At 38.2% G+C, this 922-nt stretch carries 2 protein-coding genes; one reads left to right on the top strand and one right to left on the bottom strand.

Annotated features, from left to right (window positions below; all coding sequences use genetic code 11):
* The first annotated feature begins 105 nt into the window (after window positions 1-105).
* Window positions 106-360, top strand: a complete 255-nt coding sequence (locus tag A3766_RS07280) for a DUF2442 domain-containing protein (protein ID WP_068510406.1) — start codon at window positions 106-108, stop codon at window positions 358-360.
* 55 nt (window positions 361-415) lie between these two features.
* Here A3766_RS07280 and A3766_RS07275 read toward each other — a convergent pair.
* Window positions 416-922 (bottom strand): tyrosine-type recombinase/integrase (locus A3766_RS07275; RefSeq protein ID WP_068642025.1); only part of this gene is annotated, 507 nt, incomplete at its 5' end.

Raw genomic sequence — 922 nt, 5'->3', positions numbered from 1 at the left:
GTTCAAGAATGGATTTCATATCACCTAACTGAGTTAGAAGAAAATTGGGACAAAGCTCGCTCTGGCGAACCTTTGAATTACATAGCACCGTTGGAGTAACAAATTATGCTTCATATTAAATCAGCAAAGCACGTTTCCGACTTTACACTTTGGGTTGCTTTTGATGATGGCACTTCAGGCAATATTGACTTAAAAGGAGCTTTGGAAGGTACCGTCTTTTTACCATTAAAAGATGTAGCTGTTTTTTCTAAAGTTTCAGTTGATCCTGAGCTAGAGACTGTGGTTTGGCCTAATGGTGCAGACCTTGCTCCTGAGTTCTTAAAAGACCTACACCAAAAACAAAACCAAGTTCACAACTGAATATTGGTATCTCTGACAGGTAGCTACTTTTTAGTATCCACCTGTTGGAAAATATCTACACCTGGATTCGTTCGGCAAGATCAAGCGCATCATCTACTTCAACTCCAAGATACCTTATAGTACTGTCGATTTTTGAGTGCCCTAGCAATATCTGAATAGCTCTAAGATTCTTTGTTTCACGATAAATAATTGAAGCTTTTGTTCGCCTCATTGAGTGAGTGCCATAAGCTGCCTTATCTAAACCAATACTGGAAACCCATGAGTCAACAATTCGAGCATATTGTCTAGTAGATAGATGCTCTGATTTCTTACACCGACTTTGAAATAAGAAATCGTTAAAACCTAAATGCTGAATCTCAATCAGTTTATTTAAGGTCGTTTTTGTCTTCGCTGTAATTTCAAATTGAACAGGTGTTTTCGTTTTTTTCTGAATGATTTGTGCGCGTGATTGAATACCATCGCCATGACTTATGTCACTGACTGACAGTCTGACAAGATCACAACTTCGAAGCATGCTATCAATTGCTAGGTTGAAAAGAGCTAGGTCTCTGATACTTTGTAA

The organism is Oleiphilus sp. HI0132 (assembly GCF_001635845.1).
Note: the sequence above shows the minus strand (reverse complement) of the source record. Positions and strands in the feature narration are given on the sequence as shown.